The organism is Lactococcus sp. DD01 (genome assembly GCF_001578715.1).
Classification (GTDB): domain Bacteria; phylum Bacillota; class Bacilli; order Lactobacillales; family Streptococcaceae; genus Lactococcus; species Lactococcus petauri.
This window is the reverse complement of sequence record NZ_KQ968939.1, coordinates 283,379-299,212: the sequence shown is the minus strand read 5'-3', so window position 1 is coordinate 299,212 and position 15,834 is coordinate 283,379. Positions and strand designations below refer to the sequence as shown.

The window sequence follows — 15,834 nt, the reverse complement described above, 5'->3', positions numbered from 1 at the left end:
TAAATAATGATTTTTCAATTTGAAAATAATAACTAATCCCTTTTTGGGGAAGTATATTTTTTATAAATGTACATATTCCTCATCATTAATTAATTCTATAGTCTATTTTACTATTTCATATCTAAAAATATATTATGACAATCAAAATAGAAAAAGAAAAAAAAAGCAAGAACTCGCTTGCTTTTTATATTTTTTCACTGAGCATTTCCCAGCGCTCATATTTTGTCTCAAGTTCTGTCGTTACTTGATCTAATTCTTTTTGAAGAGTAGAAAGCATACCGGCATCTGAACCATTTTCGTTCATTTCAGAATCAATTTCTTCTATTCGTTCTTCTAATTTTGCAATATCTTCTTCGATGGTTGCCCATTCTTGCTTCTCGGCCCAAGTCATCTTTGGTTTTGCATCTTCGCGTACGCGTGTATCAACTTTCGGAGCTGCTACTTCCACAGGAGCTGCCACTTTTGTCGCCAAGTAGTCACTATAAGCACCAAAAAGATGGTTAATTTTTCCATCCTCAAAAGCCAAAAGCTCATTGGAAACCTTGTCTTGGAAATACCGGTCGTGACTTACGGTAATTACAGCGCCAGGGAATTTTGCAAGAAAATCTTCTAAAACTGTCAAAGTTGCAATATCCAAATCATTGGTTGGCTCGTCCAAGAGCAGAACATTAGGTTGTGTTAATAATATTTTTAAGAGGTAAAGGCGCTTCTTCTCACCACCAGAAAGTTTACGAATCAAAGTCCCATGTGTACTTCTCGGAAAGAGGAATTGTTCCAAAAGATTAACAATCGAAATTGTCTCACCGCTTGTATTTTGGCTAGCGGAAGCTACTTCTTCCAAGAAATTAATGATGCGTTTATCCTCTTCAAGTCCACGTATTTCTTGACTGAAGTATCCAATCTTAACAGTCTCACCGATATCCATCGTTCCTGACGTCAACTCAAGTTCTCCGGCGATAATATTGAGCAAGGTTGATTTACCTACACCATTATCACCAACGATACCAACACGACTTTTATTCTGTACAATCCAGTTCAAGTCAGAAAAGATTGGACGATCAGGAAATGCAAAAGCTGCATTTTCAAAATTAATGACTTTTTTTCCTAAACGTGTCGTCGCCAAGCTGATGTCTACATCACCCAAGTCTTTATCTGTACGTACATCTTCTTTTAAGCTTTCAAAACGGTCAATACGTGCCTGTTGTTTAGTTGCTCGTGCTTGCGGAGACTTGCGTATCCAAGCTAATTCTGATTTGTAAAGCTGTTGGTTTTTATGCAAGCTTGCAGCTTCACGTTCCTCTGCTTCAGCACGTTGCGCCAAATAATCTTGATAATTCCCTTGGTATTCTTTGAGTTTTGACTTGTCTAGCTCAAATATACGCGTCGCCACATTGTCCAAAAAATAACGATCATGTGTCACAAAAAGCACTGTTCTCTTACTGTTTTTGAGATAGTTTTGCAGCCATGCGATAGTATCCACATCAAGGTGGTTGGTAGGTTCATCAAGCAAAAGTAAATCAGACGGATTGACGAGCGCTTGGGCTAATTGCACACGGCGCTTTTGTCCTCCTGAAAGCGAGCCTATCTTTGAAGAAAAATCTGGCAATTTGAGTTTTGTTAAAACTGTTTTCACATCTGCTTCTACTTGCCAAGCGTTTAAAGCATCCATATCAGATTGGGCACGTTCAAATTTGCTTAAATCTTCAATATTTAAAAGTGCAACTTCATATCTTTTTATGGCCTTCATTTGGGGGAGTGAATCATCCAGAACAGTATCCATGATACTTGCTTCATCATCAAAATCTGGCTCTTGAGTCAAATAGGTAATTTTATAATCTTGGGGGTGAGTAAATGGAGAAACATCTCCATCAAAACCTTGAATGCCCGCAATCGTATTAAGCAAGGTTGTTTTACCTGTACCATTTGTGCCCAATAGCCCTATGCGATCGAGGTTATGTATAATAAATGAAATTTTATCAAAAAGTGTTTTATCTCCTACGCTTTTTGTTAATTCTGATACTAAAAAATCTGCCATGTTCTATCTAAATCCTATCTTTTTCTCTGAATGCTCTTATTTATTATAGCACAAGTTAAGAAAGGCAAAGAGCCTTGACCCTTTGCCTTTCAACATTAAATACTACACATTAAAACTAGAAAAACTATCTGAGCTCAGATCTGTTAAATCTGCATTTCCTAAATCTAATAAGTAAATGCGAATTTTCTGTGCAAAGCTCATACCGCTTTGCGTATTTTCGATAGTTTTCTTGACTACCGGTATATCATCTGTGATTAAGCCATCAACATCGTATAGACGCATACGTTGTACTGTATTGGCATCATTAACATCCCAAGCATAAACTTTTTTACCATAATCGTGCGCTTTTTCCACAAATTCCGAATCCAATGTCGATATTTCAACTGAAAATGCATCAACATTACTTTTCGGTACTCCGATAAGATTGTAGGTCATAATGTAAGATACAAAAGCAGATGAATCATGATTTTTTAGACTGCGTGACAAATCAAAGCTTAAAGATTGTACTTGATGTTTTCTTGCTTCAATATCTTTTTTATAACGTTGCAAGAAATTTTTACTTACTGCATTGACATCTTCCTTAAGCGGGATTTTAATTTCAATCAGTAATTTTTGATCAAGCCTATCTGCTTCTTTCAAGTATTCATCAAAGCTTGGTAAAGGGGCAGATTTACCATTTTCTCGGACAGTGAGTTTGGTGAGTTCAGCTAAAGTCAATTCATTTACTTTCTTGTTCACTCCAGCTAAATGACGTAAATTTTCATCATGCATGACAACAAATTGCTTGTCCTTTGTTTCACGTACATCCATCTCAAAATAATCTGGATGATAGGTTTGGCTAGTTTCAATCAAGGCGGGAATTGTATTTTGAACACCATTTTTCTCGGACACACCACGATGTGAAATAATAAGTGGATTTGATAAGGTATCCTGGCTGAGGTAATAAACGTTAAAAACACCAATGAGCGCAATAAACAGGACTGTAAAAAACCCCAATAAACTTCGGCTCATCCAACGCCAACCTTTAGGCAATAGTTGAAAAGCTTTTAGCTCAACATAGATTTCTTCTGGTGTTAATTCCTCTAACAAATTAATGACCACATAGAAAATCAAAATCAGTGACAAAAGCATGTGTAGTAAAGCTGAAACTTGGATAATAAACATAATCATCGTCGCAGATGCTAACGCTATTTGAGGCATGTGATGATCAATTGCGGATTGCAACAAAATCAAGAGTTGACTGATTACCCAGAAAGAAGCCAGTAAACTGATGAAAATTGCTATAAAGCGGAAAAAGAAAACTTTAAATTTTCCTTTGCTCATCTGCCAGCTGACACTCAATGAGGTCCTAAGTTTTTTCTGCTGCAAAATCATGAGCGGCAGAACAAAAATTAGACGATATCCAATAAACATGGATAATAAAGTCAGTAAAATGTAGGCTGTCAAAAGCCACCAATTGTTAGTTGCAATAAACTCCAAGATGAAATTAGGCACTTGAATAGCGGAAATAATGTCTATACCGCTGGCAAAACCACTTAAAGGCAAAACTAACATAAAATAAAACAAGAAAAATAAGATAAGAGAAGGTCTGAGATGTCGCAACCGTGAAAATGTTGCATAAAGTAACTCAGGAATTGTAACTTTTTCTTTTTGCTTCACAAAGTGAACCAGTATCGTTAGAAAAGTGAATTCTAAAAATACCGAAACTACAATCAGGACCAAAATACCTACCAGAGCAAACGCTGTGAGGGGATGTTGACTGAAAATCGAGAGTACATTATCATAAGCCAGATAATCAATCTCCTTACGGTGAAGTAAAAAATTAGTGGTCGCTGTTAATGTCGGAACTACAACGAGTAAAAGTAAGAGGTGAAAAAAGATGACGGGACCAAAATAATGAAACGTATTTTTAAAAAAGTCTTTTGTTGATTGGAATGTTTTACGCATTTTCCTTGCTTTCTTTTTAATAAATTAAAATGTAAGATAAATTTCTTCTTTTTATTTTAGCACAATATGTTTTGAAAACTAAGAACCTACTTTACGCTCGTTTAGAGGATAGACAGTTTTTAGTATTTTGTATAGGGCACAAAAAAAAGCACATAAGTGCTTTTTATCAGAATTAATCGTTGAAATCATAACGGAGTTTCATGCGATTTGAACCTGAAATTACCATGCGTCCCAGCATTTCAGTCATTGCTTTTAATGCAAACGCTGCTAATTCTTCATTTGCTGCTTGTAGGTCTGCTGCAGCTCCCGCTTTATCCGTTTTATTTTGGATTTCACGGGATTTACCTACAGTTGCCAATTCATAGGTATCACGTAAATCAACGTACTTGCTGTAATCTGTATCACCAAGAAGTGCTGCTGTACAACTGAGCCAGTACATATTATTCAAGTCAAATGTCGCTGTTGCATCACGATAGCAAGCTGGTGTATCATCAACATTTGTGTAGAAAGGTACGACATGGTTGAAGGTATTTGCCCCAAATGCCAACCATTGAATACCTGCAAGTTTTTCATCAACATGATTACGGATTTGTAAAATGTGTACACTGTGGTTACGGTTGATCCCAATTGGACGGAAAAGTTGTGCTTGTTCCGGCGTATTTGTTGTACCGTAAGTATCAAATTCAGTATTTTCAAAGTGGCTTGAGAGCACAAATTTCATGTCTTCTACTGAAATTTTACGTGTGGCTTTACAGATGAATGGCAATTCTGGATTTTGAGGATCGTCACTTGGCGTTCCCAAAGCGTTTTGACCATACCAAGTACGTGGATTGTTATATACACTATCTTTAACTGAGCTAGAACCAAAGATATGACGTAAATTATAACCTTCAAAATCTGGGTTAAGATGGTTTTCATCAATCAGTGCTTTCAAATCTTTTGAACAAAGTGTATCTTCACTTTCAAAATCAAAATGATCAATGTTCATGCGGTTAGGCGCAACCACATAAGAATCATCTGGAATACGTACTGCTGCCCAATGATGGCCACCAATTGTTTCCAACCACCAAACTTCTTCCTTATCAGCAAAAGCAATACCGTTAGGTTCATATGTTCCATATTGATCAAGAAGGGCACCTAAGCGTTCAACACCTTCACGCGCACTGTGGATGTAAGGCAAGACAAGAGTAACATAGTCTTCTTCTCCCATGCCGCTTTCTTCATTGTAAGGGTCAAGTCCTAAGATACGTGGGTTTGTTGTAATTGTTTCTGTAGCTGACATTGCAACATTTGCAGCATTAATCCCTGCAGCAGCCCAAGTTCCGCTTGTTAAAACAGCATTTGGTGTAGCAGTATAACGCATTGGGTTTTCTGGAAGGTCCAGTTCCAAAGCACTTAACACAGCTTTATAATGACGCGGTTGTTGATCTGGTTGAACCACAACAAAGCGTTGTGGATCCAGTGCTTCATGTCCATCGTCATTACGAGCGATAAGTGTCGATCCATCAATTGAGGCTTTTTTCCCCACCAAAATAGTAGTACATGAACCTTGTTTACGAGTAATCATAGAATCTCCTTAATATATATTAAAATTTTGTTTCTATCATTTTTTAATTGGTTGTTAACGACTTGTTCTTCAATCTGATGTAGCAGCTTCCCTAAAATTGGACCTGGCTTGATATTAAATGTTTGAATAATGTCATTTCCAGTTACTGCAAGCTCTGACTTGCTATGTATCTGGAGCTTTGCATCATAGATATAAGCCTGATCACAATCAACATCTTGCCCTGCGGCAACTTTTAGCTGATCAACCAGCAGAGCTTTTTCTAACCCATAGCGATAAATGCTCTCTAAACTCCAACTTTCAAGCTTATAGGCTTCTGTCAAATCATACACATATTTGATAAAGTCATTCGACACCTTCCATTTTTTCAAGAAAGCTTTAACATTTATCTGATCACTATGCACTAAGAGCGCAGCCCAAGCTTGCTCTGAATTGACAAAAGTAAAGTGCGTCTCTAGAGTTTGAAGTAAAGCTTGTATAGCTTTTTCTTGCAAGTCCGGCAAAAAAGTATAAGCTTGCGAAGTTAACAATATTTCTAAGCCTTTTTTCCAATTTTTAGCCAAAAGCAACTTGTCGAGTTCAATGAAAATACGTTCAATAGAGATTTTGCTTAAAAGATGAGCACGCGATTGCATAGCTTTAAAGGTTTCTTCTTCAACATTAAAATTTAAAGTTGCAGCAAAACGCATTGCACGCATAATCCGAAGCGCATCTTCATTGAAGCGTTCCGTTGCAATTCCAACAGCACGCAAACGTGACCCAGATAAATCAGAAAGACCATTGAACAAATCAATAATCTGTCCCTCAGTATCCATAGCAAAGGCATTAATCGTGAAATCGCGCCGTTTTAAATCTTCCGAAAGTTCTCGGACAAAATCTACAGAATCTGGGCGGCGATAATCTGTATAAGTGCTTTCTGTACGAAAAGTAGTAATTTCATAGTGTTCAGCTTCAGATTGACCAGCTAAGACTAACACGGTACCGTGATCAATTCCCACATCAATGGTATGCGGAAATATGGCTTTGGTTTCAGCCGGATATGCACTGGTTGCAATATCCACATCATGGATTGGCCTTTGCAAAAGCGCATCCCGTACGCTTCCTCCTACAAAATAAGCCTCAAAACCATGTGCCTGTATTTTTTCCAAAACCGGCAAAGCTTGTACAAATTCTGACGGCAAATTCTCTAGTTTCATACTACTATTTTAGCACTTTTCATCTGAAAAAGAGTTACTGAGCAAATCTTTTTTAAATATAAAAACTTTTACTGCCAAAGAGTAATGAGAATACGGATATTTTAGGAGAAAAAGTTATTGTTATTCAACTTTCTTCTTATTTTATAATAAAAAATGATTCTAAGGAGAATCATTTTTTATGGGGCGTGCTTACTTCACTGCACATAAGCGATAGATGGCTTCAGCATATATTTCCATCGTTTTACGCATGTCCGTAATTGCCCATTGTTCATTAGCTTGGTGCATATAGTCGGGTGTTTGAGGAAACATGGCTCCAAAGGCTACACAATTTTGCATCGTCCGAGCAAAGGTAGCTCCTCCAGAAACCATTGGCTCCGTCATATCTCCTGTAATTTCACGATAAGTAGCAAGAAGCGTTTGGATAAGTTCACTTTCTACCGGCACATAGAGAGGATTTAACCAATCATATTGCTTATATTCAAGTTGATAATCCGCTGCTTGAGCAGCAAGCTTTCCAGCCAGTTCATCTTTATCAATAGTTACAGGGATACGCATATCCACACCGATTTTTGTATGTTCAGGAGTGATCTCAATATCTGTGAAATTCATGGTTAATTCACCAGATTGTTCATCCATAACTTTGCCCACAACATTTTCACCTGTGGCATTTTCCTGAACAAGTTTACCCAAGAAATCAAGTGGCTTGAAGTCAAATACTTCTGCTAAGGCAATAGCCAAACGTAAAGTGGCATTTATCCCTTCTGGTGCAGCCATAGCATGTACGCTTTTGCCCTGTACGGAAATTCCTTTTTCGGTTTCTTCATAAGAAAAACCATGCGCTGCCAAGGCTGCTTTTACTTCTGCTAATTTTTCTGAAGTGTAAGCCGCACGATCGGGGACGACATTTAAAGCGCCGGGCGCTTGTAATGTGAATTCTTTTGTGCCAGGTCCAGTAAGATAGGCTTGAAGCAACCCTTTTTCAGCATAGTTGAGCGGAAAATGAGAATCAGGTGCAAAGCCCATGGTGATTGCTTCTTCTTTTTCATTATATTTATCCAAACAACGCCAAAGTGTTTCTTCATCTGTACCAAAGATAAAACGGATTCGCCCGTCAAATGTCACACCAGCATCCATTAAAGCCTTCACTGCGTAGAGTGCAGCCATACTTGGTCCTTTATCGTCCTGGGTACCCCGCCCAATTAAAAGACCATCACGCTCGACCATTTCAAAAGGATCAGTTTCCCAGCCTGCTTGGTCTGCTGCAGGTACGACATCCATATGACAAAGTAAGCCAAAAAGTTTTTCGCCCTCGCCAGTCTCAGCGTAACCATAATAACCTTCAGGATCTTGGAAAGTCTTAAAACCTAATTCTTGACAAAGTTCCAAGACTTCTTCTAAAGCACCTAAAACTTTTTTCCCAAAAGGATGGCCTGGACCAGAATCACTCTCGTCTAATACAGAGGCATGTTTGACTAAACGTCCTAGTGATTGCACAGCTGCTATTTGATATTCATCTGTAATAAAAGTTTTCATGTGACCTCCAACAAAAGCTCCCCCGATGGAAAGCTTTTTATTCATTTTTTATAATACTGCGGCAACTCCAAGGATAATCATGATTACAACCAACTGAATCACAATCAACTTGGCCATAAATTTCCACCATGTTCCGATATTAAAGCGTGCAATAGCAAGTGCACCCATAACAACAGCGGATGTTGGTGTGATAAGGTTCAAAATACCTGATGCAGATTGATAAGCAGTAATGACCAGATCTTTTGAAACATTGGCGAATTCGCCCATTGGACCCATAATTCCCATGGTAGCAGCAGCAAGACCTGATGTTGATGGAATCAAGAAACTCATTGGCAAATAGAAGATAAACGTTAAGATAATAAATAGACTTGATGAAAGTCCTTGAAGACCTTGTTCACCCCAATGCAAGATTGTATCTGTAATCATCCCATTGTTCATCACAACCTGAATCCCACGTGCCACAGCTACGACGATAGCAACACCAATCATGTCTGATGCACCTTCGAGAAAGGCAGAAATAAATTCAGATTCTTTCATACGGTAAACGAAAGCAACCACAACGGCCATAACGATGAAGAGCATTGTAATTTCTGGGAAGTACCATGCACCAAACGGCACCATGCTCTTACCAAGAACAACACCTAAGCCTGGAATTGATGTTAGCCAAGTAGTAAAGTCATTAAAGAAAGTAAAGTGTTCATTCAACATATCCCATGGTACAAGTGACATGATCATAATGACAAAACTTCCGAAGAAAACAACATTGACCCATTTTTGACGTTGCGTAATATTTTCCTGTTTTTCAATAGAAGCAATGTCGAAATGTTGGATATCTGCTTCGCGATTTTTATAAACTAAAGACTTTGTAGGATCTTTTTCAATCTTTGAAGCATAACGATAAACATAGAGAATTGAAATCCCTGTAAGTACGACTAGCATGAAGAAGCGAAGTCCCATACCTTGTCCCATGGAAATACCAACTGCTTGAGAAGCTACACCTGTAGCAAATGGATTCACTGTAGAAGCCAAACAACCAACTTGAGAGCCAACTAAAACGATGGCAACTGCCACGACCGTATCGAAACCAACCGCAATCATGACAGGGATAATCAAAGCATAGAAAGCCAATGTTTCTTCCGCCATCCCATACGTTGATCCCCCAAGTGCAAAGAGAATCATTAAGACCGGAATCAGCATCTTCTCCTTACCTTTAAAACGCTTAACGATTGAGGCAATACCTGCTTCAAGTGCACCGGTTTTATTTACTACACCTAAAAAGCCACCTACCATTAAAATAAAGAATGAGATAGGAATTGCGGCTGGCGTAGCAGGTACATTTCCATTTGCTTCAATACCTAACATCCCATTAACGGGAGCCATAAGCATGTCCCAAATCCCTTGAGGGTTTGAAGCTACCTGTGTAAATGATCCAGCAATAATATTGCCAGCATCATCTACTTTGTAATGTCCTGCTGGAATAAACCAGGTCAGGATTGCAATAAGGACAATGATGATGAAAAGAATCGTGTATGCCGATGGCATTTGGAATTTTTTCTTTTCAGTTTTTGCTTCCATTATATACCTCCTAATGTATATTTATGCGTATAATAACAACTTTAGTTTAATATTTTTTTAACTTAAAGTCAAACAAAACTTGAAATAAATAGACAATTATTTCTCAACGTTTATATGATTGCGTTTACACTTCCTTAAAAATAACTATTTTATAAAACGCCAAAAAAAGAGAAGGAATGACTAAAATGTTTCCTTCTCTTTTCACAATTAATTTTTATACAATAAATTATTTCTTAGGTGAGAACCCGTAAGCAATCGCACCCAAGCCTAGGTGAGTTGCAATAACAGGTACAAATGTTACGATTTCGACATCATCGTAGCCATGAGCTTTGGCAAAATCATAAAGGTCTTTCGCACGATCTTCCGCATCAGCATGGAGAACGTAGACCTTGTGCGACTTTGGATCACTATTCGCAAGCATCAGTTTCTTTAGCTCTGACACAGCTTTCTTGCTTGTACGCACCTTATCATATACAACAACTTTACCATCTTCTGAAAACTGTAAAATAGGTTTGATATTGAGGAGTGTTCCTAAAAGTTCTCCACCTCTCGACAGGCGCCCCCCTTTAGCTAACCAATGAAGGTCATCTACAAGCATGAAGGCATTGTCATTTTCTCTTTGATACTCAAACTGAGCAATAATTTCGTCAAATGACTTTCCGGCATCCGCCGCATCAAGTGCTGTCTCAATCATATAGCCAAGTGGACTAGAGGTGATAAAGGTTTCAGGAAACTTGACTACCATATCTTCAAATTCACTTTGTAGATAAAATGCATTTTGATAAAAACCTGAAATTCCTGAACTCAAAAAAGCACCTAAAACATGAGTATAGCCCTCTTGTCTTAGTGTTCGCAGTAATTCTTCTAATTCAAGAATGCTTGGTTGTGATGTTTTAGGCGCCTCTGAAGTTGCGGCCATCAACTTATACCACTCTTGGTGTGTCATTTCACTTGGTTTATATTCTTTTCCCTCAATAGATATGGGAATTTCCAAGACAAATAAATCGTCACGATTTTTATATTGTTCGGCAAAGTCTGCCGAAGTATCTGTAATAATAGCTAATTTCATAATAAATAATCTTGAAAAAATCCTTAAAATTGGAGGTTGATGCCCGGTTGGTCAAGGGCAACCTCTGTTGTTTCGTACACCAAGCGCTTCAAAAGATCAAAAAGTGGGTCAGCAATTTGAGCCATTTCTTCTTGTTCTAATTCAGATTGCTCTTTCACTTGGCGACCACGAATGTAGTTAAGTTGGCTGAGCATACCTGATAAGACAATATTCTCCAAAGGAATCATATATGTCAAGATAGCATAAATTGCTGTATCTTCTGCAGCAACTTTTCCGTCAGGTACTTGATCGTGAGGTACTAACTGAAATTGTACATTGATATTTGTTTCAGGTGTTCCGTTTTCTTTTTCCCATTCGTAATTACGTGCATCATAGTGAAATTGATTTACAAATTCTTTATCACGTTCTAATGTTAATGTCATTTCCATTCACTCCAATTTTTTATTTTCTTGTCGGCGATGTCTCCAAAATATGCTTTCTCATCTAAAAGCAAAGTGGCTACACCTGCGTTTATACCTGCTTCAATATCAAGAGGACGATCACCAATCATGACTGTTTCTTCTGGCACCAACTTATATTTGTGAATCAAATATTCCAAAGCTTCTGGACTTGGTTTCCGTGCAAAATTTTGCTGACTGGTAATGACTTCCGTAAAGTATTTTTTTAGTTCACCCAGATATTCAAAGGTAGCATCATCACGATGACTGAGGACAAAATTTTGTCCGCCATTTTCTACAATTTCTGACAAAATTTGTGGGATTTCAGGGTAAACCTGAGGATTGACTTGCATCTCTGCTTCTATTTTATGATACAAATCAAGAAAGTCATCGTCTGCAAACTCAAAAGCGAATTTACGAATAGAGAAGCGTTTGATATAAGCTTCTAAATCGCCCGGAAATTCTACTGAAGATTGCTTCATTGCTTCACGCAAGGCCTCTAACATTACAGGATAGGTATTGAAGAGTGTTCCATCAAAATCCCAAATATAATTTTTCCAAGCCATCAAGATTTTTCACTTTCCATCTTTAGCTGTTTCAAAATCTCCTCTTCTTCTGCATTTGTCTCGTATTGCTCCAACAAATCCGGACGTCGTGCTAAAGTTTTTTTCAAGCTCTCCGTCAAGCGCCATTTACGAATATTTTCGTGATGACCGGACATCAGAACGCTTGGGACCTTCTTCCCACGAAACTCTTCTGGACGTGTATATTGCGGATACTCAAGTAATCCTGAAGAAAAAGAATCATCCTCATGACTGGCTGCTTTACCTAAAGCTCCAGGCAGCAAGCGTACTACAGAATCAACAATAACAGTAGCTGCTACTTCTCCGCCTGTTAAGACAAAGTCGCCAAGCGAAATCTCATCCGTCACTAGATCTTTAATTCGTTCATCATAACCTTCATAATGTCCACAAATAAAAATTAGATGTTCTTCTTGGGCAAGCTCTTCAGCCATTTTTTGATTGTAGCGTTTGCCTGCAGGATCGAGAAGAATCACACGCGCCTTTTCATGCGGAATCTTATCCATTGTATCATAGATAGGTTGCGGCATCAGCAACATGCCTTGACCTCCGCCATAAGGCATATCATCCACATATCTTTGCTTGTTGCTCGCATTTTCGCGAAAATCGTGGGTATGAAGTTCAAGCAGTCCCTTTTCTTGTGCTTTCCCAACTATCGATTGGTTGAGTGAGTCGAACATATTTGGAAAAATTGTTAAAATATCAACTTTCATCCTAATCGTCCAAACCTTCCATAATTTCTACATCCACCCTTTTAGCTTGAAGATCAACATTCAATACAACAGGTGGAATGTAAGGAAGAAGCAAGTCACGCTTACCTTTACGTTTGACGACCCACACATCATTTGCACCTGGTTGAAGAATTTCGCTAACCTGTCCAATTAATTGATCATTTTCATATACATCTAAACCAATAATTTCATGATAATAAAATTCGCCTTCGTCCAAATCCTTCAACTTGTCCTCAGCTATTTTTAAAGTGAATTCCTTAAAGCCTTCAACATCATTAATATGATAAAAGCCATCAAATTTGACGATATAAAAATTCTTTTGTTTTCTAGATGATTTAACTTTCAAATCTTGGACATAATTTCCTTTTTTGTCAAAAAGAGCCAAAATTGTGTTTTTTGCAAAACGTTCTTCAGCAAAATCGGTAACTGAAATCACACGAACTTCTCCTTGAAGCCCTTGTGTGTTCACTATTGTGCCTACATTGTAAAATTTTGTCATACAGATATTTTACCATAATTCACGTATTATTTCCCTATATGCTTCTGTAAGTGTTTCTTCCTTTAAAAAAAGTTAGTTTTGAGGTAATTAACTTTTAATTAAAGTAAAAACCGATTTGATAAATCCTCAAATCGGTATAAAATTTTTAATTTTTTTCGCGCTTCGCACCATACAAAGAATAGATCACAATACCTAACAAAATCCAGATAAAACAGTATAGTTTCGCAAGTGAATCAAGATTTTCAAATACAATAATCGAGCCTATTGCGCCCAGAGCTGGTAAAATCGGGTAAAATGGCATTTTGTAACTTGCTTGTGGTAAGTCTTTGCCCTCACGCGGACGTAAAGCAAACATCCCGATCGAAACAAAGACAAAAGCAATCAACGTACCTGCGGAAATCAATTGTGCCAGGAAGGTAAATGGGAAAAAAGCCCCAATAATTATTGCAACCGTAGTTAAAACAACCAAAGCATTGGTTGGATTCTCACGCTTGTCTACATCTCCCAATACTTTTGGAAGCATTCCGTCACGACCAAAAGCATAAATCAGTCGAGACCCCGCTAAAATCATCCCCAGTAAAGCAATAAACATTCCGGCATCAGCAACTATTGAAATCACTTGTGAAACCAAAGGAAAACCTGCTTCTGACAAAGCCCAAGATACAGGAGCTGCATTATTTGCATACTCAGTATAAGGATGCATGCCGACAAGAACAAGCGTGACTGCTGAAAACAGAACCACGGCAATGATGAGCGAGCCTACAATACCTAAAGGCATTGTACGTTTGGGGTTTTTAGCTTCAGCTGAATTAGCCGCAATCGAATCAAAGCCAATATAAGCAAGGAAAATCATTGAAACACCCGATAAAATTCCCGATAAACCTCCAAAGCCTGTAGTAGGATTGTGCTTAGGTATAAACGGTGTATAATTTTGGGGTTTAATCACTGTTAAACCTACAACAATAAATGTGATAATGGCAATAATTTTTAACACAACTAAGATTTGCGCAATTATTCCAGCATCATTAGAGCCCCGCCATACAAGAAGAGCGGCAATTAAAATAACAATTAAAGAAATAATATCAACGATACCACCATTAGTGCCAAGTGGATTAGCTAAAGCCGCAGGTAAATGTATATTAGAGGTTGCTAGAATATGCTGGAATGTAGCCGAGAAGCCCGAGCCTACAAAGGCTACGGCAATAAAGTATTCTGCAAGTAAGGCCCAACCCGCAATCCAGCCAAATCCCTCACCAAAGAGCACTGAAATCCATGAGTAGGCTGAGCCAGCAAAGGGCATAACACTGGCCATTTCAGCATAGGCCAATGCGACCATACCAGCAACAACTGCAGCAATCAAAAATGAAAATACAACAGCTGGTCCTGCAAATTGTGCAGCAACAATTCCTGGTAAAGTAAAGATTGAAGTAGAAATAATCGTTCCCACTCCTAAAGCCAAGAAGTCTTTAACCCCCAATGTTTTTTCTAATCTACTGTCCTTTTTACTGTAGGTTTCAAATTTTGCTTTTGTCGAAAATCCCAAATTTCTTTTTCTCCCTTCTTCTTATAGCTTATTTTTCCATGGATATAAGCTATAATTTAAAATATTAAAAATTTTAATTAGGTAAAATTGTACCATTTTATTTAAAATTATACAAACAATTATTGTGTTTTTTATTTTAAGTTTATGAATGAAAAATATTTTATATATATATTAGTTTGTTTATGATAGTATATAATTGTGGAATTTTTTAATAATATATTGGTTATTAAGAGACAATTGCAGATAGTTTATTGGAGGTTTTATGAATTTTTATGATATTGGTTTCTTGAAAACACAAGCGGGCTTAACAGATTACCTATGGTATATTTTCATTTTTGGTTCACTCATACTACTTATCGTTGTTTTTTCGTTATATTTGAAGCATCGAATCAAGACGAAATATCGAGATCTTAGTCTCATTTTTTTCTTGTTCCTCATCCTTTCTCTTGGAATACAGTATTCAAATTATCAGGTTAATCAGTCACGGCATTCTCAATCCTCTCAAATGGTCAATTTTGTTGAGCAATTTGCAGATAATATGAAGGTTGAGCAAAAAGACATTCTGGTAAGTTCAACTCAACTTACTGATGGAATCATTGTAAAAGTAAAAGATGATTTTTACACGGTCAATCTCAATGCCGATCAGCAATCCTATACTATCACCGAAACCCATCTGCTCAATAATAAAATCAATATTATTTCTAAATAATAAGAAAGGTTAGCTATGCAATTATACAGTCCAATAATAATCAAATTTGCCCTCGGAATTGTTTGTTTAATTATCCAAATTAACATCATGGGAAAAGGTAATCTTGCACCTTCATCAGCAATGGATCAAGTTCAAAATTATGTCCTAGGTGGGATAATTGGAGGTGTCATTTATAATGATTCTATAACCGTCTTGCAATTTGTCCTTGTCTTAATCATCTGGACTCTTCTTGTACTTCTCCTAAAATTTGCTAAAGAACATAATCGTTATATTAAAGTCATCGTAGACGGAAAGCCACTTACTTTAATTCAAGATGGAAAAATAAAAGTTACGGAGTGTTTGAAAAATGGGATTTCTGCAAATGAACTTATGTTTAAGCTACGCTCTAATGGAATTTATGAAGTTCAAAATGTAA

14 protein-coding genes are annotated in these 15,834 nt (G+C 37.4%); 2 read left to right on the top strand and 12 right to left on the bottom strand.

Annotated features, from left to right (window positions below):
• Positions 1-184 precede the first annotated feature (184 nt).
• The 12 genes from LACDD01_RS01485 to LACDD01_RS01430 all read right to left on the bottom strand — a co-directional run bounded on the left by LACDD01_RS01485 (position 185) and on the right by LACDD01_RS01430 (position 14,710).
• Complete coding sequence (locus tag LACDD01_RS01485; RefSeq protein WP_061412941.1) at positions 185-2,035, bottom strand: ABC-F family ATP-binding cassette domain-containing protein; 1,851 nt, start codon at positions 2,033-2,035, stop codon at positions 185-187.
• Positions 2,036-2,137: 102 nt separating this feature from the next.
• Entirely contained in the window at positions 2,138-3,982 is a 1,845-nt protein-coding gene (locus LACDD01_RS01480) for a glycerophosphoryl diester phosphodiesterase membrane domain-containing protein (protein ID WP_061412938.1), read from the bottom strand.
• 172 nt (positions 3,983-4,154) lie between these two features.
• Positions 4,155-5,549 (bottom strand): C69 family dipeptidase, encoded by a 1,395-nt coding sequence (locus tag LACDD01_RS01475; protein ID WP_061412935.1) that lies wholly within the window; start codon positions 5,547-5,549, stop codon positions 4,155-4,157.
• Positions 5,546-6,742 carry a CCA tRNA nucleotidyltransferase gene (locus LACDD01_RS01470; RefSeq protein ID WP_061412932.1) on the bottom strand — a complete coding sequence of 399 codons (1,197 nt, stop codon included), beginning with the start codon at positions 6,740-6,742 and terminating at the stop codon, positions 5,546-5,548. Before LACDD01_RS01470 ends, LACDD01_RS01475 begins: the two co-directional genes overlap by 4 nt.
• Before the next feature lie 189 nt (positions 6,743-6,931).
• Positions 6,932-8,275, bottom strand: coding sequence for a M20 family metallopeptidase (locus LACDD01_RS01465; protein ID WP_061414115.1), 1,344 nt, complete (start codon positions 8,273-8,275; stop codon positions 6,932-6,934).
• A 48-nt stretch (positions 8,276-8,323) separates the two neighbouring features.
• Positions 8,324-9,850 (bottom strand): YfcC family protein, encoded by a 1,527-nt coding sequence (locus tag LACDD01_RS01460; protein ID WP_019293582.1) that lies wholly within the window; start codon positions 9,848-9,850, stop codon positions 8,324-8,326.
• Between the two features lie 226 nt (positions 9,851-10,076).
• Positions 10,077-10,919 carry a DegV family protein gene (locus LACDD01_RS01455; RefSeq protein ID WP_061412929.1) on the bottom strand — a complete coding sequence of 281 codons (843 nt, stop codon included), beginning with the start codon at positions 10,917-10,919 and terminating at the stop codon, positions 10,077-10,079.
• Between the two features lie 23 nt (positions 10,920-10,942).
• On the bottom strand, positions 10,943-11,341 hold the full coding sequence (locus LACDD01_RS01450) for a DUF1149 family protein (protein ID WP_050810949.1): 399 nt from the start codon (positions 11,339-11,341) through the stop codon (positions 10,943-10,945).
• The gene (locus LACDD01_RS01445) at positions 11,338-11,922 is read right to left on the bottom strand and encodes an HAD-IA family hydrolase (protein ID WP_017370132.1); all 585 of its coding nucleotides are present in this window, start codon (positions 11,920-11,922) and stop codon (positions 11,338-11,340) included. Before LACDD01_RS01445 ends, LACDD01_RS01450 begins: the two co-directional genes overlap by 4 nt.
• Positions 11,922-12,650: a tRNA (guanosine(37)-N1)-methyltransferase TrmD gene (trmD, locus tag LACDD01_RS01440; RefSeq protein WP_061412927.1), complete on the bottom strand. Its 729-nt coding sequence runs from the start codon at positions 12,648-12,650 to the stop codon at positions 11,922-11,924. Before trmD ends, LACDD01_RS01445 begins: the two co-directional genes overlap by 1 nt.
• Before the next feature lies 1 nt (position 12,651).
• Positions 12,652-13,167, bottom strand: coding sequence for a ribosome maturation factor RimM (rimM, locus tag LACDD01_RS01435; protein WP_017370130.1), 516 nt, complete (start codon positions 13,165-13,167; stop codon positions 12,652-12,654).
• Between the two features lie 145 nt (positions 13,168-13,312).
• Positions 13,313-14,710, bottom strand: a complete 1,398-nt coding sequence (locus tag LACDD01_RS01430; RefSeq protein WP_019292380.1) for an APC family permease — start codon at positions 14,708-14,710, stop codon at positions 13,313-13,315.
• 262 nt (positions 14,711-14,972) lie between these two features.
• Here LACDD01_RS01430 and LACDD01_RS01425 point away from each other — a divergent pair, with 262 nt between their 5' ends.
• Together LACDD01_RS01425 and LACDD01_RS01420 are read left to right on the top strand one after the other, a co-directional pair.
• On the top strand, positions 14,973-15,419 hold the full coding sequence (locus tag LACDD01_RS01425; protein WP_019292381.1) for a DUF3290 domain-containing protein: 447 nt from the start codon (positions 14,973-14,975) through the stop codon (positions 15,417-15,419).
• A gap of 15 nt (positions 15,420-15,434) precedes the next feature.
• Positions 15,435-15,834: DUF421 domain-containing protein (locus tag LACDD01_RS01420; protein WP_156468507.1), on the top strand; the 400-nt coding region annotated here is incomplete at its 3' end.